The sequence below is a fragment of the Spiribacter onubensis genome (assembly GCF_040838425.1).
GTDB lineage: Bacteria > Pseudomonadota > Gammaproteobacteria > Nitrococcales > Nitrococcaceae > Spiribacter > Spiribacter onubensis.
Genome location: NZ_JBAKFI010000004.1, coordinates 117,797 through 140,394, shown reverse-complemented (window position 1 = coordinate 140,394; position 22,598 = coordinate 117,797). Strand labels below are relative to the sequence as shown.

Annotated in this window: 22 protein-coding genes and 2 tRNA genes; 15 read left to right on the top strand and 9 right to left on the bottom strand. The window is 61.1% G+C overall.

The features are described from left to right. Positions 1-13: 13 nt before the first annotated feature. The 5 genes from V6X63_RS08465 to phnD form a co-directional block, all read right to left on the bottom strand. Positions 14-946, bottom strand: coding sequence for an HAD-IIA family hydrolase (locus V6X63_RS08465; protein ID WP_367966300.1), 933 nt, complete (start codon positions 944-946; stop codon positions 14-16). Positions 947-995: 49 nt separating this feature from the next. Then, complete coding sequence (phnE, locus tag V6X63_RS08460; protein WP_367966301.1) at positions 996-1,808, bottom strand: phosphonate ABC transporter, permease protein PhnE; 813 nt, start codon at positions 1,806-1,808, stop codon at positions 996-998. After that, positions 1,805-2,620: a phosphonate ABC transporter, permease protein PhnE gene (gene phnE, locus V6X63_RS08455; RefSeq protein ID WP_367966302.1), complete on the bottom strand. Its 816-nt coding sequence runs from the start codon at positions 2,618-2,620 to the stop codon at positions 1,805-1,807. The genes phnE (V6X63_RS08460) and phnE (V6X63_RS08455) overlap by 4 nt, the downstream gene beginning before the upstream one ends. After that, entirely contained in the window at positions 2,617-3,441 is an 825-nt protein-coding gene (gene phnC / locus V6X63_RS08450) for a phosphonate ABC transporter ATP-binding protein (RefSeq protein WP_367966303.1), read from the bottom strand. The genes phnE (V6X63_RS08455) and phnC overlap by 4 nt, the downstream gene beginning before the upstream one ends. A gap of 77 nt (positions 3,442-3,518) precedes the next feature. Next, a complete protein-coding gene (phnD, locus tag V6X63_RS08445) occupies positions 3,519-4,472 on the bottom strand; it encodes a phosphate/phosphite/phosphonate ABC transporter substrate-binding protein (protein ID WP_367966304.1) in 954 nt (317 codons plus the stop codon). A 121-nt stretch (positions 4,473-4,593) separates the two neighbouring features. Between phnD and V6X63_RS08440 the strand changes: the two genes are divergently transcribed. From V6X63_RS08440 to V6X63_RS08385, 12 genes are all read left to right on the top strand, one after another. Then, positions 4,594-4,681, top strand: a tRNA-Ser gene (locus V6X63_RS08440). A gap of 419 nt (positions 4,682-5,100) precedes the next feature. Then, positions 5,101-5,568, top strand: a complete 468-nt coding sequence (locus V6X63_RS08435; protein ID WP_367966366.1) for a hypothetical protein — start codon at positions 5,101-5,103, stop codon at positions 5,566-5,568. Between the two features lie 39 nt (positions 5,569-5,607). Next, positions 5,608-5,838 carry a hypothetical protein gene (locus V6X63_RS08430; RefSeq protein ID WP_367966367.1) on the top strand — a complete coding sequence of 77 codons (231 nt, stop codon included), beginning with the start codon at positions 5,608-5,610 and terminating at the stop codon, positions 5,836-5,838. Between the two features lie 45 nt (positions 5,839-5,883). Beyond that, on the top strand, positions 5,884-6,048 hold the full coding sequence (locus tag V6X63_RS08425; protein ID WP_367966368.1) for a hypothetical protein: 165 nt from the start codon (positions 5,884-5,886) through the stop codon (positions 6,046-6,048). Between the two features lie 168 nt (positions 6,049-6,216). Further along, positions 6,217-6,687, top strand: a complete 471-nt coding sequence (locus tag V6X63_RS08420; protein WP_367966369.1) for a hypothetical protein — start codon at positions 6,217-6,219, stop codon at positions 6,685-6,687. A 519-nt stretch (positions 6,688-7,206) separates the two neighbouring features. Continuing rightward, positions 7,207-7,698 carry a hypothetical protein gene (locus V6X63_RS08415; RefSeq protein WP_367966370.1) on the top strand — a complete coding sequence of 164 codons (492 nt, stop codon included), beginning with the start codon at positions 7,207-7,209 and terminating at the stop codon, positions 7,696-7,698. 104 nt (positions 7,699-7,802) lie between these two features. Next, positions 7,803-8,249, top strand: coding sequence for a hypothetical protein (locus V6X63_RS08410; RefSeq protein WP_367978628.1), 447 nt, complete (start codon positions 7,803-7,805; stop codon positions 8,247-8,249). 328 nt (positions 8,250-8,577) lie between these two features. Then, a complete protein-coding gene (locus V6X63_RS08405) occupies positions 8,578-9,081 on the top strand; it encodes a hypothetical protein (RefSeq protein WP_367978627.1) in 504 nt (167 codons plus the stop codon). An 89-nt stretch (positions 9,082-9,170) separates the two neighbouring features. Next, positions 9,171-9,620 (top strand): hypothetical protein, encoded by a 450-nt coding sequence (locus V6X63_RS08400; protein ID WP_367966375.1) that lies wholly within the window; start codon positions 9,171-9,173, stop codon positions 9,618-9,620. Between the two features lie 53 nt (positions 9,621-9,673). After that, a protein-coding gene (locus tag V6X63_RS08395; protein WP_367978626.1) for an IS3 family transposase occupies positions 9,674-10,839 on the top strand; the annotation gives its coding sequence in 2 pieces (ribosomal slippage) (positions 9,674-9,938 and positions 9,938-10,839; 1,167 coding nt in all). A gap of 190 nt (positions 10,840-11,029) precedes the next feature. After that, positions 11,030-12,814: an autotransporter outer membrane beta-barrel domain-containing protein gene (locus tag V6X63_RS08390; RefSeq protein ID WP_367966377.1), complete on the top strand. Its 1,785-nt coding sequence runs from the start codon at positions 11,030-11,032 to the stop codon at positions 12,812-12,814. Positions 12,815-12,856: 42 nt separating this feature from the next. Continuing rightward, entirely contained in the window at positions 12,857-15,781 is a 2,925-nt protein-coding gene (locus V6X63_RS08385) for an autotransporter domain-containing protein (RefSeq protein ID WP_367978625.1), read from the top strand. A gap of 113 nt (positions 15,782-15,894) precedes the next feature. On the opposite strand, the gene V6X63_RS08380 is transcribed toward V6X63_RS08385, so the two are convergent. Both V6X63_RS08380 and V6X63_RS08375 read right to left on the bottom strand, forming a co-directional pair. Continuing rightward, a complete protein-coding gene (locus V6X63_RS08380) occupies positions 15,895-16,368 on the bottom strand; it encodes an allene oxide cyclase barrel-like domain-containing protein (protein WP_367978624.1) in 474 nt (157 codons plus the stop codon). A 94-nt stretch (positions 16,369-16,462) separates the two neighbouring features. After that, a complete protein-coding gene (locus tag V6X63_RS08375) occupies positions 16,463-17,959 on the bottom strand; it encodes an MFS transporter (RefSeq protein ID WP_367978623.1) in 1,497 nt (498 codons plus the stop codon). A 157-nt stretch (positions 17,960-18,116) separates the two neighbouring features. Between V6X63_RS08375 and V6X63_RS08370 the strand changes: the two genes are divergently transcribed. Next, positions 18,117-18,647, top strand: a complete 531-nt coding sequence (locus tag V6X63_RS08370; RefSeq protein WP_367978622.1) for an HXXEE domain-containing protein — start codon at positions 18,117-18,119, stop codon at positions 18,645-18,647. A 57-nt stretch (positions 18,648-18,704) separates the two neighbouring features. On the opposite strand, the gene V6X63_RS08365 is transcribed toward V6X63_RS08370, so the two are convergent. Further along, positions 18,705-19,997: an NCS2 family permease gene (locus tag V6X63_RS08365; RefSeq protein WP_367978621.1), complete on the bottom strand. Its 1,293-nt coding sequence runs from the start codon at positions 19,995-19,997 to the stop codon at positions 18,705-18,707. A gap of 149 nt (positions 19,998-20,146) precedes the next feature. Between V6X63_RS08365 and V6X63_RS08360 the strand changes: the two genes are divergently transcribed. Further along, complete coding sequence (locus tag V6X63_RS08360) at positions 20,147-21,559, top strand: hypothetical protein (RefSeq protein WP_367978620.1); 1,413 nt, start codon at positions 20,147-20,149, stop codon at positions 21,557-21,559. An 87-nt stretch (positions 21,560-21,646) separates the two neighbouring features. Here V6X63_RS08360 and V6X63_RS08355 read toward each other — a convergent pair whose 3' ends face one another. After that, positions 21,647-22,117 (bottom strand): DUF411 domain-containing protein, encoded by a 471-nt coding sequence (locus V6X63_RS08355; protein ID WP_367978619.1) that lies wholly within the window; start codon positions 22,115-22,117, stop codon positions 21,647-21,649. A gap of 141 nt (positions 22,118-22,258) precedes the next feature. On the opposite strand from V6X63_RS08355, the gene V6X63_RS08350 reads away from it, so the two are divergent. Next, positions 22,259-22,335 (top strand) — tRNA-Arg (locus tag V6X63_RS08350). The last annotated feature ends 263 nt before the right edge of the window (positions 22,336-22,598 follow it).

The following is a 22,598-nucleotide window of genomic DNA, read 5'->3' as shown; positions in this document are numbered from 1 at the left end:
CGGGGGGATCCGCTCAGGCCTGATCGAGAATCCAGTCAGGAGCGATCCCCGAGGTGGCGATGGCGGCATCGATGTCCATTTCGGCCAGTACGCCACTGTCTGTCACGAGCGCGGTGTGAAGGCCGGCCGTCTGTCCGCCCAGCACATCGGTATGGAGTGTGTCTCCGACCATCAGCGTACGCTCGGGGTCAAAGCCGGTCTCCGGCTGCAGTCGTTCCATGGCCAGCGCGAAGATGTTGCCATACGGCTTGCCGTAGAAAACCGGCTCGACCCCGGTCTCGTCCTGTATTTCATGGGCGTAGGTGCCCGGCTCGGTGGAATATCCACCTTCCTGCGGGGCGAGCAGATCGGGGTTGGCCACGAACAGCGGGCGCGGTCGCCGCCTGAGACTTTCCACGAGGAAGGCCTGCCGCGCGGGACTCCATTCCGATGCGCCAACGAGCAGAAATCCCTCGACGGCATCGTAGTCGGTGATGTCATCGGCCAGCATGCGGTAGTCGAGGGGCGGGAATTCATCTGGGCCGAAATGCTGTCCGGCGATCATGCCCCAGTGCCGGGGAGACTCCTGCGCTAGCTGCCGTACCAGTGTCTTGCGGCTGGTAATGACGTCCTCGGCATCGAAGTCATAGCCCAGTCGTGCGTACCGCTCCATGAGTGTGCGGTGCGCGAATCCTGCGGCATTGGAGACGACCATGATGCGCTTGCCCGTGGCCTGCAGGGAGCGGATGCGCTCCGGTACGCCCGGGACGGGTTCCATGCCCCGATTCAGCACCCCATAGGCGTCCAGCAGGATCGTGTCATAGGCATCGGCAATGTCGCCAAGATCTCTGGCCCGGCGGCAGGCGCCCTCTCTTGCGGGTGCCGGTAGCCGGTGCCGGATCGCCTCGTAGGCGGTGAACCCGGGTGGGGCGGCTGTGAGAGCGTCGGTGGCGGTGCTTTGATCCATCCTGTTCCCGTGACGCGATGACGATACCGCATAGTCTAGCGCGTTCCGCTCAGATGATCGCGTGGCGCATGCGGGCCGAGATCCACTCGCTCACCACCACGGTGCCGAGAATGAGCAGGAGGATCACGCTGACCTGGCCCCAGGCGAGGGTATTCAGCGACCCCTGCAGCTTCAGGCCGATACCGCCGGCCCCCACCAGGCCGAGAATCGTGCTCTCGCGGATATTGATATCCCAGCGGAATACTGAGATGCCCCAGAAGGCCGGCATGATCTGCGGCACGATGCCGTAGTTGAGCACCTGCGCCCGGCCTGCGCCGGTGGCCGCCACCGCTTCCACCTGAAGCGGGTCGGTTTCTTCTATGGCCTCATAGAGGAGTTTGCCGACGAAACCGATCGAGCGCAGGGCGATGGCCACCATGCCGGCGAGGATGCCCGGGCCGATGATGGCGACGAGAAGTAATGCCCAGATCAACGCATTGATGGAGCGCGAGGTCACGATGATGAAGAGGGCGACAGGGCGCAGGAACCGGGGGGAAGGGGTCGTGTTGCGCGCCGCCAGGAAAGCGGTCGGCACGGCCATGAGTACACCCCCGATGGTCCCGATGGTGGCAATGTTGATGGTATCCCACAGCGGAATCAGCAGCTCCGGCAGGTATTCCCAGCGGGGCGGCCACATCCGCCCACCGATATCCGCCGCCTGGCGGGGTGCATCCAGCACAAAGAACCACATGGTCTCCCGGTTCATGAGCTGCCAGCACCAGACGAAGAGCATGACCAGCCCGAGCCAGCCGAACCAGAGCATCAGCTGCTGTCGGGTCGTGCGATGGCGCCAGATGGCCGTCTGCTCGCTGGACCGGCTCATTGGACGAACTTCCGGACGTAACCCGAGGCGTACTCGGCAACCATCACGACGGCGATGATGACCAGCAGGATGGCGCCGGCACTGTCGTACTCATATCGATCGATCGCCGTGTTCAGCGTACCGCCGATGCCGCCGGCTCCGACAATGCCGATCACCGCCGATTCGCGGAAATTGATGTCAAGCCGATAGAGTGAAAGGCCGATCAACCGCGGCATGACCTGTGGCTGGATCGCATAGTTGATCAGCTGCCACCAGGAGGCGCCCGTGGCGCGAACGGCGTCCGCTTGTCCGGGCTCGATCTCTTCAATGTCATCGGCGAGCAGCTTTGCCAGGAATCCGATGGTGGCGAAGCTCAGGGTCAGGAAGCCGGCAAAGGGACCAAAGCCGAACATCGCCACGAAAAAGATCGCGATGATGATCTCCTGCAGGGCGCGGCTCACCGCAATGATGGCGCGACAGACCAGATAGATACTGCGTGGGGCGAGATTGCGCGCGGCGCCAATCCCGATGGGTACCGAGATCAACACGCCGATGACCGTCGAGGTCAGCGTCATTGTCAGGCTCTCGATGAGCCCGCGTGAAATATCTCCCCAGCGACTGGCGAAGTCGGGGTGCAGAAAGCCCATCGCAAACCGCTGGCCGCGTTCCAGGCCCTCCACCACACGCTGCCAATCCACCTCGATCGAGCCGCCGGCGAGAAGCAGGTACGCGAGAATGCCCAGCTGAATGCCGATCCGCCAGCGGCGATCGGTGATGATCTGCGGCGGACGTCGCCAGGTCCTGGGGTAGCCCGACAGGGCGTCGCTACTCATCGGGCTGCGGCCTCGATTGACGCATCGGCCGCCTGCGCCGAACCCGCCCCGGCGGGGGCATCTTCCTCGCGGTTCGGGTTCCAGTCCTCCTCGCCGTAGATCGTGGTGAGTGTTGATTCATTGAGCTTGGCAGGCACGTCATCGAACACAACGCGGCCCCCATGCAGGCCCACGATTCGCTGCATGAACTGCTGGGCGAGGGGGACATCGTGGATGTTGATGATCGCCGGTAGATGTTGCTCGGTGCAGATCTCCGTGATCAGTCGCATGATCTGGCGTGAGGTCCGCGGGTCAAGGCTGGCCGTGGGTTCATCCACGAGCAGGAGCTCGGGCTGCTGCGCGAGGGCGCGGGCGATGCCAACACGCTGGCGCTGACCACCGGACAGGGCATCGGCGCGCTTGTCGGCCTGCTCGATCAGTCCGACGCGATCAAGCAGCTGGTAGGCGCGTTGGATATCCTCCGGCGGGAACCGGCGGGTAAAGCTGCGCCAGAAGGGGACGTACCCCAGCCGGCCGGAGAGGACATTCTCCATCACGGTCAGGCGCTCGACGAGAGAATATTCCTGGAAAATCATCCCGATCCGGCGCCGTTGCCGACGCAGTTCGCGGTGGCCGATTATCGCCAGATCCACATCACCAAGCCGAATCCTGCCGGAGGTTGGCTCGACGAGGCGGTTGATGCAGCGGATCAGGGTTGATTTGCCCGCGCCGGATGGACCGATCAAGCCCATGATCTGCCCCTGCGGGACGGCGAGCGTAACGTCCGAGAGCGCCGTGTCACCAGTCGCGTAAGTCTTGGTGAGATCGCTGATTTCCAGCATGGGAAGTGTTCCCCGGTCGAAACGAGGAGACGGGCGGCCGACCGGCCGCCCGTCCATTAGCATGAGTCGCTGTCTGCTTATTCGCAGTCGTAGACGACGCCGTTGGCTTCATCGATGGTGCGGATCACGGCCCAGTCGTCCTGGAAGGTGATGGGGATGAACTGGTCCTCACCATTCCGGCCGAACTCCTCGGCAAGCGCCGTGCCTTCCCAGTCGAAGCCGAAGAACGCCTCCTGGATCTTCTCCTGGAGCGCCGGTGTCAGGTTGTGCGCAACGCCGTATCCAGTGGTGGGGAAGGTCTGCGATTGATAGACCACCTCGATCTGGTCATCGCTGATGACGTCGCGGTCGAGCATGCGCCCCTTCACCGAGTTCGCCACGGAGGCGGCGAGGTAGTCCTGGTTGGCGACCCCAAGGATGGAGTTGTCATGGGCGCCGGAGAAGCTTGCATCAAAATCCTCGCCAGCCGCCATGTCGAACTCTGCCTTCAGAATCGCCGATGGCGCCTTGAAGCCAGAGTTGGAAGTCTCAGCGGTGAAAGTCAGTTCCTGGCCACGGATGTCCTCAACCGACTCGATGCCGGACCCGGGGTAGGTGATGATCTCCATTTCATAGCCAAATGAACCGTCGTCGGCCGCCATCATGGCGAATGGCCGGAAGCCGGCGCAGGCCACGGCGATGGGGTTGGAGCCCGTGTTGAATCCCGCGACATGCAGACGTCCCGCCCGCATCGCCTCGATCTGGGCGGCGTTGGACTGCACTGGGAAGAACTGGACGTTCTTGCCGGTCACCTCAGCCATATGGTCAAGAAATCCTTCCCAGACCTCGGCATAGACCGCCGGATCCTCGACCGGGGTGTAGGCGAAGACAAGTGTGCCCGGGTCGACCCACTCTGAGGCGTTTTCGGGAATGTCAGCGATCAGATCGCCATCGTTATCGACGTAACGATCATCCAGTGCGAACTCGGCACTGGCGGCGCCGGCAATCGCAGCGGCGGCAAGGGCAGTCAGCGCAATGGTCTGCTTTTTCATCGTGTTCTCCAGCCTGCGGTTTGGTTGATCCTGAAGACACTAAGCCGGTCCTGTTACTGAGCGATGACGGTCCCCAGGATTTTTACCCCGATCCGGGGATGATGTACACTCAGCGCTCGCTGGAGAGGTGGCTGAGTGGTCGAAAGCGCCGCACTCGAAATGCGGTGAGCCGAAAGGCTCCGGGGGTTCGAATCCCTCCCTCTCCGCCAGGCAAAGAAAGAGGGGCCTTGCGCCCCTTTTTCTTTGCCTGATGAAAGCCGGGGTTCGAACCCCCGGAGCAGGCGGATCGGGTTCGACCAATCGCCGTCAGGCAGTTGGGACGCCGAGCATGAGCGAGGCGCCCGAAGGGTGAGGCCCGAAGGATGAGGGCCGAATCAATCCCTCCCTCTCCGCCAGACACAAAAACGGGGCCATCGGCCCCTTTTCTCTTCCCGTCAGATGTCTGGATCCAGTTGCTGCGTGGATTCAACGCGCTCCAGCAGTGCCTCGCGCGGCGTTCCCGGCATCCGGAGACTTCCTCGATCCCGCGCTTGCACTTTTTCGGGAACCTTTCAGAATACGACGGATCATATTTTCGCCTACGTCGATGACTGGTAGGCCCTCTTCAATCTGTATCAGGATCTGGAATATGAAAAAACTGATTGCTACCGCTGTCATGACGGCCGCCAGTCTCTCCACCGGTGCATTCGCCGCTGATGATGATCGGGCGGAGTGGCTGTTCGTGCAGTCGGCAGAGGGTGTTGAGTTGGTGGACGAAACCACGCTTGTCGTTCCGCTTGAGCGGGAGATCTTCGCGTTCACCGATCGACCCGCCCGGGACCATCGTTATCTCAACGCACACGAATTCGTGGCGGTCTGGAACGATGGCGAGGACAGCTTTGCGGATGATCCGCCCAATGCCGTTCTGACCTGGATCGAGAATGGCGAGGTTCAGGAACTGGAGGTCGAGCTGCTGGACGCCGAGGTCGAGGACCACGGTCGGTCCGTTCACTACAAGATCGCTGTGGAAGGTGACGCGAGCGGCCCGGCTGAGGGGATTGATGCCGCGCTCTATATCGATGATTTCATGTCTAACCCGACCGCGTTCCCAATGTGACAGATAGGCACTGAACCGATGATGATGCTCAGTCGTTCATTGAAGAGCGTGATCCAAGGCGGTGCGATCGTGGCCGTTCTTTTCTCTGCGATGGGACTCGCGGCCGCGGAAAGCGAGCCCGAGTGGCTGTTCGCCCATACGGCGGACGTGGCTGAGATTCGGGACGGGAGCCTGCTTGCCTTACCCATGGAGCGGGACGTGTTCGCGTCCACTGATCAGCCCGATCGCGAGCATCGTTACCTGAATGCCCATGAGTTTGTCGCACTCTAGGACGGCGGTAAGAATAGCTTTCACGACGATCCACCCAACGCAGTGATGACCTGGATGGCGGATGGCGAGGTTGAAGAGGCAGAGGTCGAACTCGTCAATGCCGTCGTAGCCGACTATGGACGGCGCATCATCTATGAGTTTGACTTGATGTCGGACGCAACTGTGCCGGATACCATGCATCACGTATCCCTGTTCGTTGATATGCGTTGATGAGACCGGCTCGGATCTTGAGGAAGAAGTACTCGTCATCGCATAAGCCGCGGACAGGGCGCTGATCCCGCCCTTGCACTTTTTCGGGAACCTTTCAGAATACGATCTTCGTCTCGCCTGCCTTAAAGATTCGTGGGCCACCTGCAAGCTGATATCAGGATCTGGAATATGAAAAAACTGATTGCCACTGCGGTCATGACAGCCGCCAGTCTCTCCACCGTTGCAATCGCCGCCGACGATGATCGGCCTGAGTGGCTGTTTGTGCAGTCCGGGGATGGTATTCAGTTAGTGGACGAAACCATGCTTGTCATTCCGCTGGAGCGGGAGATCTTCGCATTCACCGACCGGCCCGCCCGGGACCATCGTTATCTCAACGCACACGAATTCGTGGCGGTCTGGAACGATGGCGAGGACAGCTTTGGTGATGATCCGCCCAATGCCGTTCTCACCTGGATCGAGAATGGCGGGGTTCAGGAACTGGAGGTCGAACTGCTGGATGCGAAGGTGGTGAGTCATGGCCGAGCAATCCAGTATGAGATTGCCATCGAGGAGGCGGATGTGCTGGCGGAAGCTGGGCAGGACGCTGCTTTGTACATTGATGGACTTTGCTGGGCAGTCTACATCGGCTATCCGTGTTGATACTGTCCACGGGCAGTGGAGGCCTTGTTCCATAGCCTGAAGGTCGAAACGTCCATGGTGTGCCGCTGATGCATCCCGACGCCCTGCGTCAGGTCCTTTTTCGAGACCATCGAAGCGAAGTGCAACCGGACCCGCTGCCATCCCGCCCCTTGAACCATCAGACCTGATGCGTTCGAGGCCCGGGTTGTGGCGTAATCGAGTGTCCACTGTTGCAGGGCGAGACCATGCCCCTCATGTTTCGTCAGAGGACGATCGAGGGCCGAAACAATCCCTCCCTCTCTACCCATCACGAAAAGGGGCCGCCGGCCCCTTTTCTCTTCCCGTCAGATACCTGGATTCAGTCCCTGCGTGGATTCATGCGCGCTCCAGCAGTGCCTCACGCGGCGTTCCCGGCACCCGGAAACTTCCTCGATCCCGCGCTTGCACTTTTTCGGGAACCTTTCAAAATATGACGGATCACACTTTCGCCTGCTTTGAAGACTCGCAGGTCACCTGCAAGCTGATACTAGGATCTGGAATATGAAAAAACTGATTGCCACCGCTTTCATGGCGGCCGCCAGTCTTTCCACCGTTGCACTCGCGGCCGATGAAGATCGGGCGGAGTGGCTGTTTGTGCAGTCGGCAGACGGTGCAGAGGTTGTTGATGGTACAACGCTTGCCATTCCGCTAGAGCGGGAGATCTTTGCATTCACCGAACGGCCCTACCGGAGACACCACTACCTCAACGCCCATGAGTTCGCCGCACTCTGGAGCGAGGGTAAAGATAGTTTTGAGGCCGACCCGCCGAACGCGGTGATGACCTGGGTGGTCGACGGGGAGGTCCACGAGGCTGAGTTTGAGCTGGTGGACGTCGCGACAGCCAATCATGGCAGAGTCATCGTCTACGAAGTTGATTCTGAGGCGGGCACGAGCGTTCCCGAGGAGGCTCGTCACGTGTCGTTGTTCGTGGATGGGTTTTCTGAGGTTTTTAATGCGATGGCTATTGCAGCTGGCTACAGCAGTGTGCGGTAGCCGAGGATGGCCGTGTCAACGTCTACGGAGTTGACCTTTTGTGGGCCTGTGCCCGTGTATAGCTGGACAGTACCGTCGAAACGTTATCGAAGGGAGACCAGACTGTGAAGAAGCTAATCGCTGCCATGGCCATCACGGGCACCATGCTCACAACCGCTGTATTCGCCGCTGATGAAGATCGGGCGGAGTGGCTGTTTGTACATTCGGCGGATGGTGTTGAATTGGTGGACGAAACGACGCTTGTCGTTCCGCTTGAGCGGGAGATCTTTGCCTTCACCGACCGACCCGCCCGAGACCATCTTTATCTCAACGCACATGAATTCGTGGCGATCTGGAACGATGGCGAGGACAGCTTCAGCCAGGACCCACCCAACGCCGTACTCACATGGGAAGAGGACGGTGAGATGCGGCGGGCTGAGATTGAACTGACGGATGCAGCCGTAGCGGATCACGGGCGGGCTCTTCACTACCAGGTCTCGATAGTGGACGGAGGGATGAGCCTCAACCGACCGGTCAGCGGGTCGCTGTATATCGATAGCATGGCACACTAGGCGATGCTGTATCAGATGCGGAGATTAGGCTACTAGTGATACCAGAGACCGATGAGGACGGGCGAGCGGAGTGGCTTTTCGTTCACACGGCGGACGACGCGGATGGAACGGTTGATGAGGCCGGGATCAAGTTGCGTGACGCGGCTGTAGCGGACTTCGGACGGAACATCATCTATCGGATCGATATGGAGTCAGCTGTCGATCTGCCAGATGTGTTGAATCGGGTATCACTGAAGGTATATCCGACAGTTTCTAGTGATTGGCCTGAGTCTGTTGCGCTGGAACGCAGTATGCGTGCGCACAAAAAAACAACATGTGGAGATCGATAGTGAGAAAAACCATCAGCACCGCGGCCCTCGCCGTCGCCATTTTTTCAACACCCTCATATGGCGCCGATGATCAGCGACCGGAGTGGCTTTTCGTACAGGGCGCCGAGAATGCGCAAGTGATCGACTCAGAAGCGATCGTCGTGCCGATGGAGCGAGAGATCTTCGCTTTCACGGATCGGCCCGAACGTCGACATGAGCATCTCAACGCCCATGAGTTCGTGTCGGGCTGGGAGGAGGGCAGTAACAGTTTCCGTGTCGATCCGCCCAATGTGGTCATCAGCTGGATCGAGGATGGAATTCTTAAGAGACAGGAGCTCGTGTTCATGGACGCATCCGTGCTCGATCGGGGACGCGCGATCCGATACGCCATAACCGGAGCCAACCCCGGCACACTGCCCGAGACAATGCGCGACGTCTCGATCTACGTGGATGGCAGCTGCATACCCAATGGAATGGGCGCATGCGGGTATCAGGCCGATGCTGGACCCGGGGGACTCTTCTAGTCGCCCATGGGGTTGAAATAATGCTGCTTGTGCCCCCGGTTCGATGGGGCCGTAAAGTGGCGGAATTTTTCGAAAAATGGAGATCTACGGTGTACAAGTCAATCATTACAGTGGCCATGACGGCCGGTCTTTTCGCGGCCCCTGCCTTCGCTACAGAAGATGACCGTGCCGAATGGCTGTTTGCCCACACGGCGGATGCGGTGGAGATTCAGGAAGGGAATGTCCTGATCGTCCCGATGGAACGGGAGATATTCGCGTTCACCGACCGGCCGAATCGTGCCCATCAGTATCTGAATGCGCATGAGTTTGTTGCCCTGTGGAACGACGGCGAGGACAGCTTCGAGAACGATCCGCCGAACGCGGTATTGACCTGGGTCGCCGATGGGGAGGTCCACGAGGCGGAAATCGAGCTGGTCGATGTGGCCATTGTGGACCATGGGCGAGCACTCGTGTACGGAATCGATAGCGAATCGGCCATCGCGCTGCCCATTGACGCAAGCCAGGTGTCGCTGTTCATTGACGGTGCGTACACGCTCTGATCTTTCCCATCGGCAGTGGACACCTCAGTAAGTTAGTAGACTGGAGGTGAACCATGGCAACAGCAGCCAACGACATGCCAAAGCGCAAAAGGGTCCGTTATAGCGCGGAATATCGTGCCGAGGCGCTGGCACTCGCCGAGCGCATCGGTGTTGCAGCCGCGGCCAGTGAGCTCGGCCTGCACGCGACGCAGATCTATCAGTGGCGGGCTAAGGCAGCACACGAGAAGTCCGTCACTGACCGCGAGCGCCAGCTCCGCGAGGAAAACGCCCGGCTCAAGCGCCAGCTTGCCGACAAGACCGAAACGGTCACGATCCTGGAAAAAACCGCGGCGTACTTCGCAAAGAAGCTGGACTGAAGTACGCCGCCATCCACCAGCATCGATCGGCCCACAGCATCGCCCTGCAGTGCGCGGTCCTCGGCGTCTCGCGCAGTGGCTACTACGCATGGCTGCGCCGTCGGGACAGCGTTTCGCAACGCCTGGCTGAGCGGACCAAGCGGGATGAAAAGGTGATTGAGCTCTTTGAGGCAAAGAAGCGCCGCTACGGCTCGCCTCGCCTTCGCGAGGAGCTGGAGGCTGAGGGCATGACCATGAACCGCAAAACCGTGGCTGAGAGTATGCGCCGGCAGGGGTTGCGGGCCCGCGCGGCCAAACCCTTTCGGCATACCACCGACTCGGGCCACTCGCTCGGTGTCGCGCTCAATCTCTTGGCTCAGGACTTCAGTGCGACACGGCCAGACGAGAAGTGGGCGGGTGACATCACCTACCTGCGGACCATACAGGGCTGGCTCTACCTCGCGGTGATCCTAGATCTGTGCACGCGAAAGGTGATCGGATGGGCGACCAGCACGCGCATCGACGCTGAGCTCGCCTGCACGGCCCTGCGAGCGGCGCTTGCCCGGCGTGGGGAGCCGAGCGATGTGATCATGCATACGGATCGCGGCAGCGTTTACTGTGGCTGGGATCACCGCAACCTGATCCGTCGCTACGGACTGGTCGCCAGCATGAGCGGCCGAGGCAACTGCTACGACAATGCGGTGGTGGAGAGCTTCTTCCACAGCCTGAAGGTCGAGAGCATCCACGGTGTGCGACTGATGCACCCCGATGCCCTGCGCCAGGCCCTTTTCGAATATATCGAAGTGGAGTACAACCGAACCCGTCGCCATTCTGCCCTTGGAACCATCAGCCCTGATGCGTTCGAGGCCCGGATAGTGGCGTAATCGAGTGTCCACTGTTACTGGGCAAGATCACACGGTCGGTGTCACTTTTCGTGGATTCCGTGACGAGTGCGGACAGGCAGTACACGAGGCGGCCGTTGGGCTACCAATGAGGGCTCAGCCGCGGGGAGGTCATGCCTATCGGGTGCCCTCTCCAGACCACCCGGGATATTTCGTGCGAAAGACGTTGAGAGTGATATGCCTCGCGTGCGTCCTTGCCGTCGCGCCACAGGTTGCTGCCGAGCAGTACCGGGTAATACAGAACCGGGCTGATTTCGGCTGGCTGAACCAGTACAGCCTCGACGACGCGGCCCACGACTTCGTCGGGGCCGAGGCATGTGTGCCGACGTCGAGCACCAATGCCATGACATTTTTCCAGAATGCCTATGAATTTTACTTCGCTGATCGTCTGACGGGCCGCTCCTACGCGGATTGGATAGAAACCGATACGCTTCTCATCACCGAACCCTACATGGATACCCAGCCCGGCGAGGGGACTGGAGCGCAGGACGCGCTGCGGGGTCTCGAGAAGTATATCCTCGCGGACAACGGCTTTGATCTTGTCAGCATCGAGGGGATGATTCCGGCGGAGGTTTTTGACCCGATCCAGCCCGATTACCCGGGTCGCGACAGAATAATCGATGCGATTCCGACGTGGGAGTTCATTGAATCTTCTCTGGCCGCTGGGAATGCAACGCTTATCAATTTCTTCTATCCGGATATGGAGGGCGGTCATTCCATTCTCGTTACCGGCTTTGACTGGGTGGACGCAAATGGTGACGGGGTGATCCAGGAATCCGAGGGGGCGAAGCTTTATGCGGTCGACCCGTTGGACCCGTCGCAGACTTACCCTGACGGCCAGCCAGGTGGCGGAGCGAAATTCACCGAGATCGATGTCTGGAATGATCCGGAAGACGGCGTGCTTCTGTTGAGCTATTCCCAGTACAGCGGCTCGCTTCCCTATGATCCGGAGGCCTATTTCACGACCGAGGGTGATGGTCTCCTCCTGGCCCTTTCCATAAATACCCAGCGGGTGCAGGACTTTATTGCCAGCGTTGAGTCGGCTGGTTTTTTCTTCAGTGATTTTCCCGAATCGACAGTCCGTGATCAGGCGGTTTATCAGACCCGGTTGCAGCGCCGGGCCGGCATCAATCTGCGACACGCGAGGGTCGGTGAAACGGATTTCTGGGGCAGCGCCGAGGGTGGCGATGCGGAGATGACCTACGGCGATCGCAGACCCCGCGCGGCGATGGTTGGCGTGGAGCGGCGGTTCAGCGAAACCGCCATGGTCGGTGCTGCTCTGCGCGTCGATGACAGCCGATCAGACTGGAATGACGCGGGTGATCTGAAGCGCCGGGATTACAAGGCGAGTCTCTACGGTGGATACCTGCAGGGCGCACTTTCTCTGACAGGCGCTCTGACGGTGGGGCGACAGGATTATGACTCGATCCGGCGGTTCAGCATTGGTGATGAGACCCGGCAGCATGCCGGTGACACCCGGGGGGATATTCTGGCGGGCGGTGTCGAACTGGATTACACCATGGAGGCCGGCGCACTGATGCATGGGCCCTTCGCTCGTCTGCTTGCGCAGCATGTCAGGGTCAATGGCTATACCGAGGACGCGCAGGACGGGGAGCAGTCCACTCGGCTGACGGTCGGCAGCCAGCGGTATGGCTCATTGGCCGGTGCGCTTGGATGGCAGTTCGCGCGAACCGCGGGTTCGTGGACACCCTATGGCTCCGTTGCCTTGAACCATGAATTTGACGGCGATGCCGAAGAACTGGCCCTGACCAGCTGGGCGGGCAGTGAAATGACGCTGCCGCTGGATAGTTCCCGAAAGGCCTATCGGACGCTGAATCTGGGGGTCGTAAAAACACTCGCCAGCGGTGTTCGTCTGGCGGTGGATCTTGATCTGAGAAACGATAGCGAGCGCGGCACGGATCGATGGGTGTCGGCAAGCGTTACGGTGCCTCTGTGAACGATGGCAACCCGCGACCGGAAAACAGGAGATGGATAAACCATGAAAAAACGAACGATCGGTGTCGCGGGTGGCGTCATCACCATGTGTCTGGCGGCGCCGGTGATGGGCGAGGGGGCTTCCCCATCCGACTTTATCACCCCGGAGTACCTGAGAAACTGGGGGCTTAAGTACACATTCGCGGCAGACGCCTATGCGCGCGGTTTTACCGGTAAGGGTGTCAAGATCGGCATCGCGGATTCCGCCGTTCAGTTGAGTCATCCGGAGTTCGCTGGCCGCGTCTTCTGGCCGACGCCGCAGCCCGCCTTTCCCGCTGCGGGTTATCCTGATTTTCCCTTGCACGGTACCAACGTGACAGGGATCGCAGCGGCGGGTCGCAATGGCTTCGGCATGATGGGAGTGGCCTACGACGCCTCCATTGCCAATGTGGTCGCAACGTCGGATGCCGGATACCCGGCCGTTGATGATTGGTCCGAGGATCTGGTGGAGGCCGGTGTGTCGGTGATGAACGGCAGCTTCGGCCCGCGCGCTGCGCCCATGAAGAGCTCTGAACACTATCGCGAGGTCGACTTCGAGTTCTATTACGCCGAGGACCTGCTGGCCAAGGCCGACCATGTCCAGCGCCTGGCAGAGAACGATATCGTGATGGTGTTCTCAGCGGGGAACAACCGGATCGACCAGCCGGAGGCATCGATTCTGCCCGATGGCTTCGGCACTCTGCCGTTAGTGACGCCGGATAACTCGGCTCTTGGCTACACTGATGATCCCGCCGATGCGCTTTATCGCGCCTACACAACAGACGCAGACGACCAGAATCCGGATACCTGGGAGGGCAACCAGGTGCCGGAGTCGATCGTCGAGCAGTACGACTTCTCCGATCTGGCTGGATCATTGATTGCCGTGACCGCGGTTGATATCGACGAGGAGACGGACGAGGTCACGCTGTTGAGCTTCAGCAATGAATGCGGTCTTGCGGCAGATTGGTGTATCGCGGCTCCGGGCCTGGCTATCTACTCGGCCTTTCCGATGAATACCTACGGCGATATGAACGGTACTTCGCAGGCGGCGCCGTTCGTTGCCGGTTCCGCCGCGGTGCTCAGGCAGGCTTTCCCCTACATGACGGCACGCCAGATCAACGAGGTCCTGCTGACCACGGCAACCGTGGTCGGCCAGAAAGACTCGACCAGGAAGTATGGCCATGGCCTCGTGAATATCGGCCAGGCGGTGAAGGGGCCGGCGGTATTCGCCCACCCCTCGCTGATCGAGGGCAATGACTCGATTTTCCCGGCGACCTTCGCAGTGAACACGGACGGCCATGACTCGGTCTGGAGTAACAACATCTCGGGGACGGGTGGCTTCAGCAAGGCCGGTGAAGGCCGGCTGACACTGACCGGCAGGAATACCTACACCGGAGCGACCACGATTACCGGCGGTGTGCTGCGGGTGGATGGGTCGATCGCGCAATCGGCGCTAACCGTGGCGTCGGCGGCAACGCTTGAGGGCACCGGCACGGTAGGCGACGTGAGTATCACCGGTACCCTCGCGCCCGGCAACTCTGTCGGTACGCTCACCGTGGAGGGCGACCTTACCCTCGGCGACGGGGCGACCTACGTCTACGAAGTGGACGGTGATCAGAACGCCGATCGGGTTGTCGTTAGGGGAACCGCGACGATCGAAGATAGCGCGGTGTTCCAGCTCGATGCCGCGGATGGCATCGTCCTCGATCGGACCTACTCGATGATCGAGGCGGGTACGCTCACCGGTACATTCGAGAATCTGCACACGAATTACACCTTCATCGACCTCGATTTCAACAATACCGGTGACACGCTGGGCGTGGTGGCGGAGCGCAACGCGGTCTCCATGGCCGGCTTTGCGCAGACCAACAACCAGCGCGCCGTGGCGCGGGCCATCGATGCCCAGGGGTCGGAGGCGACGCCTTACCGCGATGTGCTGCTCAACGACGACTCGAGCGTATTGCCGCAGCGGTATCAGGCGTGGTCAGGGGAGGTATACAGCGCCAATCAGGCCGCATTGCTTTCTGGCGGGCGGTTGCTGGGGCAGATGGTCAACTGGCGGCTCAACGACAGCTGGCTGACCGACGCGCAGACCGGTCGCCAGGCACAGGTCGGTGAGTCGGCGGATGGCACGACATTCTGGGCGCAGGCCTATGGCAACCGGGCTTCGTTCGATTCCAATGCAGACGCACGCAAGGCGAGCGCGGACATGAGTGGCATCCTGGTTGGCGCGGATCGGGCAGTGAACCCGCGACTGCGGGTAGGCGCAGCCTTTGGAACGGGCGATACGACCACCGAAGTGGTCTCGAGCCGGGCAAACACCTCGGCCTATCATTTGCTCGCCTATGCAACGCACGAGGACGATGGGCTGCGCCTCAACGGTGGCGTGATGCAATCCTGGAATGAGGCCGATGTGCTCCGCCCGATTGCCGTGGACGACCGGGGCGATGCGCGCTCGACGGTCGACTCCCGCGCGACTCGGGTATTTGCCGAGTTGAGCATTCCGGCTGCAGAGGATGCGGGCGTGAAGCTGACGCCGTTTGCGCGCCTCGATCAGGCCTGGCTCCATACCTCTGGCTTTTCAGAAACCGGTGCCGAGGCCGCTCTCTCGGGCCGTTCCGTGGACTCGGAAGTGGGTTTCGGGACGTTGGGGGCGCGCTGGATGCATGAGTGGCAGAAGGACGAGGACGCGTCAGTCTGGCAGGCGTCGGTCTCGGCGGGCTGGCAGCATGCCTGGGGAGATCGTGCCCCGGAGACGACCCTGTCGTTTGAAACGGGACCTGACTTCACTGTCAAGGCGGCACCCATCGCGCAGGACTCGGCGGTGCTTGAACTTGGCATTGGTGCACGGGCCGGCGAGCGTAGCCGGTTCAGTCTGGTCTACTCCACGACCCATGCCAATCAGTCCCACAATCAGCTGCTGCAGGCGCAACTGCAGTGGTGGTACTGAAAGTCATCCCAACGCTTCACGATGTAATCAGCTTGGAAGATGGCGTCGACCGGCCGAGCGCCGGACTGCCCTCGGCTGTGGCTCAGACAGAGCCGGGGGTGGTCCCGGTTCTTCTATTTCCCCAGCCAGTAGCGAAGCGTCGTCTCGGCGCTGTCGCCTGACGACACAATCCGCAGGGTGTAAGTCCCGCGGATACCGGCATAGTCGCCGGTTCCTCCGATGATCGCGCCCTCGGAGACATGCTCGGCCTCCACCGGCTTGCCATGATCAAGCGCGACGAAGTCCATTGTGTAAATCGAGCCTCCAGGGAGGATGAATTCCTTCTTGAATGACCGGGCACTTTTCCCAGCCTGCTCATCGTGAAAGACCAGTGTCGCCTGCGTGTAATAGTCGCCCACGACGGGTCCGTCCGGCGTGAGTGCAACCTCGCCATACCGCAGGTACATATCGCCCACTGAAGGGCCTGACGTGCCGGTATCGTGGTACTCCGGAGAGCTGAGCTGGGTGTAAGTGGTCAGCGTATGCTCCTGCGCCAGGGCGGTTCCGCCGAGACAAATCAGTGCACCGGTAAGGATGATCTTCTTCATCGTTTTTCCCCATGTGTATCCGTCAATCCCGCATTTTCCATTCTACACCGGCCGCACCGGACCACGGGACTTGATCTCTGTTCCAGAGGCAAGGCTACCCGCCAATCTCCTCGAGATTCTTTCCCGTCGTCTCGATTCGGAACCACGCGGTGATCAATGCACCCAGAAGGGAAGTGCCCACGAGAATGATGAGCAAGGTCTGCGTGCCAATCTTCGCCAGAAGCATGGGAAACAGAAAGGCCGTCAGGACAGCCCCGATTTTCGCGAATGAGGCGGCGAATCCTGCACCGCGTCCGCGCAGCCGTGTCGGGAAAACCTCGCCAGCGATCAGATAGGTCTGTGCGTTCGGGCCCATGTTGGTCATGAAATTGAACAGCATGAATCCCATGACCAGCAGCGTCATCTGCATCCGACCACTGAAGCTCTGGGAAAAGGCCGCGAGTGCCAGTCCAATCGCACAGCCAACAAAGCCGATCACCTGCAGGCGGATGCGTCCCACCCGATCGGCCAGCAGCACTGCTGCGACAATCCCGACAATCAGCAGAATATCGATGAGTGCGGCGCCCTTTGCCGCCAGGATATCGTTCTGAATGATCGCCGTGATGTTGTGTGGATTGGCGGTCTGATGCCCAAGGGCGGCGGCAAGGATCGTCGGCGTGAAAATGCCGATCCCGTAGGTGCCCAGATCCTGGAGGAACCACGGCATCGAGGCGAGGATTGTGGCGCGCCGGTTACGTCCCTTGAACAACTCGCGGTAACCACGCAATCCGCTCTGCCGGGAAGCGCTCTGCTGGGGTTCTGCCGGGGCGCTGAGACGAATCTTCTTCGGGTATTCCGGACTGCGCTGCAGCAGCCGCTTGAGTTCTCTCTCCGCCTTTTCCGTTCTGCCGCGCTCGAGCAGCCAGTGGCTGCTGCCGGCAATCGTGAAGCGGCCGATGATGACAAGGATCGCCGGGATGATGGCGGTCGCGTACATCCACCGCCAGGCCGTGACGTCCTGGAGGTTGGCGAGGATCAGATAGCCGATCGCGGTCCCGGCGAGCGCGCCCACCGCCTGGAAGCCGAATGCACTCAGCACCAGTCTTCCGCGGCTGCGGCTCGGGATGCTCTCGGAGATCATCAGGTGGGCCGTCGGGTAATCACAGCCAAGTGCCAGACCCATCCCGAACAGGAAAACGACGAGCAGCGGATAACTGGGGCTCACGCTCAAGGCGGCGAGGAAAACCACAAAAATGATCATCTCTACGATGAACATGTGCTTGCGGCCGAACGTATCGGCAAGGCCGCCCAACGCCGAGGCACCGAAAAGAATGCCGGCAAGCGTTGCGGCGCCGACCACGCCTTTCTCGGCGGCGGAAAGCCCGAATTCGGAGACGATCAGGGGCAGGGCAACGCCGGTCATGAAAACCACGAGCCCCTCGAAGAACTTGCCCGCCGTGGCCAGCACCCATATCCACCACTGCATGCGCGTCATCGGCGCACTGGGCACGTTGGTACCATCCCGCCATACGGGTGTTTCGTCGATGTAACCCTGAACCGTTTTGGCGGCGGGGGCCTCCGCCTGCATGGATGCCCCGGATGCGGTGCTCATCGGAAAGTCGCCATCCCTTTGCCTGATAGGAATCATGACAATATCGACGGTCTGTGACTTTTCCGTGTCGAGCGCCCTGTCCAATACCGCGCTATGATTCCGGCGGCGTCCAGGGCGGCCCGATATTGGCCGGGGCCGAATAACGGAGTTTTTGATCTTGCTGAACCGAATCTTTCAATACTGGGTGTATGCAACGCCGCCGGCGGCGCTACTGCTCATCGGGCTTTACCCGCTCTCTGGTGCCGGAATCGCGCTGCCCGTTTACCTTGCGTTACCCATCTATATGATTCATCAGTTCGAAGAGCATGATGCGGATCGTTTTGCGGTCTTTCTGAAAGGACTGCTTGGCCCGGAGCGCAGAGGCCTCACGGCGGCGGATATCTGGGTGGTCAATGTGGTATGCGTCTGGTTCGTGTTGCTCGCCGTGTTCTATCTCGCGAGCGGCAACCCGGCATGGGGTGTCCTGGCGGGTTATCTGGTGATCGTGAACGCGCTTCTGCATGCTGCCTGGGCCGTGCGGCTTCGGCGGTACAACCCCGGGCTGTGGACGGCGCTATTGCTGTTCCTCCCGCTCGCGGTCTGGATTTTCGCAGTCGTCCCGGCGCCGCTATCGATCCATCTGGCCTCCTTGCTGGCCGTGATCATTCTGCATGCCGCGATCGCCTACCGAGCCTCGCGGCCTGCATGATGCGGGCCCCTGTCCGGCAGGCGATCGGCTCTGCCGGACAGGGGCCGCGGGTCGCGGTCAGTGAATGAAGGCGAAACGCAGGACGAACAGCGCCGCAATCAGCCAGACGGCGATGTGAACCTGACCGGGCTTGCCGGCCAGGGTCTTGCCGAGCACGTAGGTAATGAAACCCAGGCCCATGCCGTCGGCGATGGAGTAGGTGAGCGGCATGGCGATGGCCGTGACAACCGCTGGCGCCGTGTCGGTGATGTCATCCCAGTCCAGCTCGGCAAGGCCACGGACCATCATGCAGGCGACGAACAGCAGCGCCGGCGCCGTGGCATAGCCCGGGATCGCGCTGACCAGCGGCAGGAAGAACAGCGACAGTAGGAACAGTCCGGCGATCACCACGGCGGTGAGTCCGGTGCGGCCGCCGGCATTCACACCCGCCGCGCTCTCGATATAGGTTGTGGTGGTGGAGGTGCCGAGGACGGCGCCGCCGATACTGGCGCCGGAGTCGGCGACCAGGGCATTGCGCAGGCGGCCGATGCGGCCATCCTTGTCGAGGAAGCCGGCGCGGTGCGAGAGGCCCACCAGGGTGCCGGTGCTGTCGAAAAGATCAACGAACAGGAAGACCAGAACTACGGACACCAGCCCGAGTTCCATGGCGCCCGCGATATCCATCTGCATGAAGGTCGGGCTTGGATCCGGTGGCAGCGAGATGACGCCGTCAAACTCGGCTACGCCAAACGGCACGCCGAGGATGCTGACCGCCAGGATGCCGATCAGCACCGCGCCCGGAATCTTGCGGTAGCTGAGTGCCACCATGATCACGAATCCCAGCATGGCCAGCAGCGTGGACGGCGTGGTGAGATCCCCGAGGGTGACCAGCGTGGCGTCGCTATTGACCACCACTCCGGCGTTTTTCAGCGCGATGATGGCAAGAAAAAAGCCGATACCCGCGGAGATCGACATCTTGAGTGACATGGGAATCGCGTTGATCAGCCACTCACGGATCGGCAGGACGGAGATGATCAAAAACAGGATGCCGGAGAGGAAAACCGCGCCCAACGCGGTCTGCCAGGCAATGCCCATCCCCAGTACAACCCCGTAGGTGAAATAGGCATTGAGTCCCATGCCCGGGGCCAGCCCGAAGGGATAGTTGGCATAAAGGCCCATGATGAGGCTGCCGAGGGCGGCGGCCAGGCAGGTCGCCACGAATACCGCGCCCCAGTCCATGCCGGTATCGGAAAGGATGCTCGGATTGACCACAACGATGTAGGCCATGGTCAGAAAGGTCGTGAGACCGGCGAGAACCTCCCGACGGATGTCCGTCCCGTTCTCGGCCAGCCCAAAGAATCGCTCCAGCATTGTTCTGCCCCCGGAAATGCCCAAATACGCAGTATAACCTCCGTATTTGCGGCTGCCATGACTTGATCCCGTCATCTTTCGTTCATTGATCTGTCACAGGGGGGTACTAGCGTGATCGGAGACATGTTCACGCAATGAGGAATGGATCAATGAAGGTGACAAGCGCCCTCGCGCTCTCCGCCCTGTTCGCCGGGGTGGCCGCGGCCCAGACAACCGCCCCGATCATGGTGACCAATGCCCAGGATGCGGGCGATGGCTCGTTGCGCGCAGCGCTCTCGCAGGCGGCCGCAACGGACGCACCCTCGCAGGTCGTCATTGCAACCGGCGATGACATCGTGATCGCCGAGAGTCTCGTCTACCAGGGTGAGGCTCCGTTGGAGATCATCGGCAATGGCCAGCGCCTTCGCTCCGATGTCAACACGCATCTGCTCGTAAGCGCGAATGGCGGGAGCCTCGCCATCAGTGATCTCGCTTTCGAGGGACCGGGTCAGTTCAGCATCGTCAACCGCGGGGATACCAACGGACAGACCGCCGGCAAGGGCATTTTCATCGATGTCCGCGACGATCAGACCGGTATCGTTGATCTCGCTCTGGATAACGTCCTGGTCAAGGGCGTGGCCAACCATGGCATCCACGTCTCTGACTGCACCCTGGCCGATGACTGTGGTGCCGGTGCGGGGGGTGGCGGCCAGGGGTCGCCCGCCTCGGTTCGTGTGCGCCTGAATAACGTCACCGTTGATGGCGTCGGCAATGGCAAGTTCGATGCCGATGGCCTGCGGGTCGATGAGCGCGGTGAGGGGGATATTCATGTCACCGGGCTGGCGTCCCTGTTCACCCGGGTGGGTGCGGATGGACTGGAGCTTGATGAAGGCCAGGCGGGTTCCATCCATTCGACCATGACGCGGACCCGTTTCATCGACAACGGCGCGTATTGTGACCCTGCCTTGCTCGCCGCCTACATGCCCGCCGAGCCGGAGGGTGAGTTCAAAGATGGCGAGGTGCGCGAGGCGGACATCCCGGGTGACGTGACGGGCACGCCGGATGACAGCTGCTTCGAGCGCGAAGTCGATCTCTACGACTCGGGCTACGTCGAGGCATACGAGATCGGCATCGATGTCGATGACGGGATCGACTACGACGAGGCCGATGCCGGCGACCTCAACCTCACCATGATCAGCAGCACCATCAGCGGCAACTACGATGAAGGTGTGGATATGGACGAGGCCGGCCCGGGCGGTGGCAACCTGGACTACATCAACACGCTTGCCTACCGCAACGCGGATGACGGCTTCAAGATGTCGGAAGAGGACGCCGGCAGCGTCCATGGCGTGGTGCTCGGCTCGGTGTCCCGGGACAACGGCGGCAAGGGCGTCGTTTTCGAGGAAGAGGGCCCGGGCAACGTCCGTGTCACCGTGACGGAGACGCACACCGTCAACAACGACGACAGCGATGACACCGGCCTTGAGGTCGTGCAGGAAGACGAAGGGAGCGGAGAGCTCATCGTCGAATCGAGCCGCATTGAGGACGGCATTGACGCCGAGGGCGTGACCGTCACGCAGTAAGTCACCGAAGGAGCTGGCGGGGGTGCTTCACCCCCGGGGCCAGGGACGGCCCGTTCGGGGGTAGTGTCGACTGCCCCCATTTTCTTTTTAACGGGATCGGGTATCGGGGTGGTGCGCCTCAAAAACGGCCGTCACGCCGTCATCCATCACCAGCAGGGTCTCGTAGGCATCCTGCTGGTCACCCATTTCCATGCCGGGCGAACCGATCGGCATCCCAGGGACGGTCAGCCCACGGGCTTCGGGTTGCTCGGAGAGCAGATCGCGGATTTCATCGGCGTGGACGTGGCCCTCGATGAAATAGCCATCCACCATCGCCGTGTGGCAGGAGGTGAGGACCGGATCGATATCCAGCTGTGCCTTGATGCCGTTGAGTTGCTGGTGGCTGACATCGTGGGCCACGACCTCAAAGCCGTTGTCCCTTAGGTGATCCACCCAGGCGCTGCAGCACCCGCAGCTGGCGGTCTTGGCGACCTCGATCTGAACGGGTTCCGCCTTTGCCAGACCGAGGCCCAACAGGATGCCGCAGGTGGTGGTGATTGCCGTTCCGATGATCCTCATCCCGATTCCCTCACGTCCTTTCCGATACACCAAAGCATAACCGATCAACTGTCCGTTTCGCCCCAATTCGCCCGAGGCTGGCGACCAGCGACGATCTTGACGCTGCCCTCCAAACCCCCCATAATCCGCGGCTCTCACAACGCGCCTGTAGCTCAACTGGATAGAGCACCTGACTACGGATCAGGAGGTTGGGGGTTCGAATCCTCCCGGGCGCGCCATATGACGAAAGAGCCGGCCGAAGGCCGGTTTTTTCGTCATATAACCGGGATCCGGGAGGTTCGAACCCCCAACAGCCGGACCAAGGGTTCGACCCGAGCGCGCAGCGCGAGAGCACGAGGCCCGCAGGGCCGAGCTAATCCTCCCGGGCGCGCCATATGACGAAAGAGCCGGCCGAAGGCCGGTTTTTTCGTCATATAACCGGGATCCGGGAGGTTCGAACCCCCAACAGCCGGACCAAGGGTTCGACCCGAGCGCGCAGCGC

Coding starts and splice junctions, on each gene's coding strand:
- V6X63_RS08465 (WP_367966300.1), bottom strand. CDS start 946: ATGGATCAAAGCACCGCCACCGACGCTCTCACAGCCGCCCCACCCGGG.
- phnE (WP_367966301.1), bottom strand. CDS start 1,808: ATGAGCCGGTCCAGCGAGCAGACGGCCATCTGGCGCCATCGCACGACC.
- phnE (WP_367966302.1), bottom strand. CDS start 2,620: ATGAGTAGCGACGCCCTGTCGGGCTACCCCAGGACCTGGCGACGTCCG.
- phnC (WP_367966303.1), bottom strand. CDS start 3,441: ATGCTGGAAATCAGCGATCTCACCAAGACTTACGCGACTGGTGACACG.
- phnD (WP_367966304.1), bottom strand. CDS start 4,472: ATGAAAAAGCAGACCATTGCGCTGACTGCCCTTGCCGCCGCTGCGATT.
- V6X63_RS08435 (WP_367966366.1), top strand. CDS start 5,101: ATGAAAAAACTGATTGCTACCGCTGTCATGACGGCCGCCAGTCTCTCC.
- V6X63_RS08425 (WP_367966368.1), top strand. CDS start 5,884: ATGACCTGGATGGCGGATGGCGAGGTTGAAGAGGCAGAGGTCGAACTC.
- V6X63_RS08420 (WP_367966369.1), top strand. CDS start 6,217: ATGAAAAAACTGATTGCCACTGCGGTCATGACAGCCGCCAGTCTCTCC.
- V6X63_RS08415 (WP_367966370.1), top strand. CDS start 7,207: ATGAAAAAACTGATTGCCACCGCTTTCATGGCGGCCGCCAGTCTTTCC.
- V6X63_RS08385 (WP_367978625.1), top strand. CDS start 12,857: ATGAAAAAACGAACGATCGGTGTCGCGGGTGGCGTCATCACCATGTGT.
- V6X63_RS08380 (WP_367978624.1), bottom strand. CDS start 16,368: ATGAAGAAGATCATCCTTACCGGTGCACTGATTTGTCTCGGCGGAACC.
- V6X63_RS08375 (WP_367978623.1), bottom strand. CDS start 17,959: ATGAGCACCGCATCCGGGGCATCCATGCAGGCGGAGGCCCCCGCCGCC.
- V6X63_RS08365 (WP_367978621.1), bottom strand. CDS start 19,997: ATGCTGGAGCGATTCTTTGGGCTGGCCGAGAACGGGACGGACATCCGT.
- V6X63_RS08360 (WP_367978620.1), top strand. CDS start 20,147: ATGAAGGTGACAAGCGCCCTCGCGCTCTCCGCCCTGTTCGCCGGGGTG.
- V6X63_RS08355 (WP_367978619.1), bottom strand. CDS start 22,117: ATGAGGATCATCGGAACGGCAATCACCACCACCTGCGGCATCCTGTTG.